The organism is Billgrantia sp. Q4P2 (assembly GCF_052806135.1).
Genome location: NZ_JBRBAI010000036.1, coordinates 1 through 787, shown reverse-complemented (window position 1 = coordinate 787; position 787 = coordinate 1). Strand labels below are relative to the sequence as shown.

At 66.5% G+C, this 787-nt stretch carries 1 protein-coding gene; it reads right to left on the bottom strand.

Annotated features, from left to right (window positions below; genetic code table 11):
* Position 1 precedes the first annotated feature (1 nt).
* On the bottom strand, positions 2–787 hold a 786-nt coding region (trkA, locus tag ACUY1T_RS21990; protein ID WP_446025697.1), incomplete at its 5' end, for a Trk system potassium transporter TrkA.

Here is a 787-nt window from a genome sequence, read left to right as displayed (position 1 = left end):
ATCAGAAGAACGTCAGCCCGACCTGGAACAGCCGCTCGACGTCGCGGATGCGGCGCTTGTCGATCACGAACAGGATCAGGTGATCGCCCGACTCCACCACCACGTCGTCGTGGGCGATCAACACCTCCTTGCCGCGCACGATGGCGCCGATGGTGGTGCCGCGGGGCAGGTCGATCTCACCGATGGCCCGGCCCACCACCCTGGACGACTGCATGTCGCCGTGGGCAATGGCCTCGATCGCTTCGGCGGCGCCACGACGCAGCGAGTGCACGTTGACGATGTCGCCGCGGCGCACGTGGGTCAGCAGGCTGCCGATGGTGGCCTGCTGCGGCGAGATGGCGATATCGATCTCGCCGCCCTGCACCAGGTCGACGTAGGCGGCGTTGTTGATCAGCGTGAGGACTTTCTTGGCGCCCATGCGCTTGGCCAGCATCGACGACATGATGTTGACCTCGTCGTCGTTGGTCAGCGCGCAGAAGATGTCGCACTCCTCGATGTTCTCCTCTTCCAGCAGGCGCTTGTTGGTGGCGCTGCCGTGCAGCACCACGGTGCGGTTGAGGCGCTCGGAGAGTACCGTGCAGCGCTCGAGCCCATGCTCGATGATCTTGACCTGGTGGCTGTGCTCGAGGTGCTCGGCGAGGCGCTCGCCGATGTTGCCGCCGCCGGCGATCACCACCCGGCGGAAGTCGCGATCGACCCGGCGCAGTTCGCTCATCACCGCGCGGATGTCGCGGCGGGCGGCGATGAAGAAGACTTCGTCGTCGGCCTCGATCACGGTGTCGCCGCG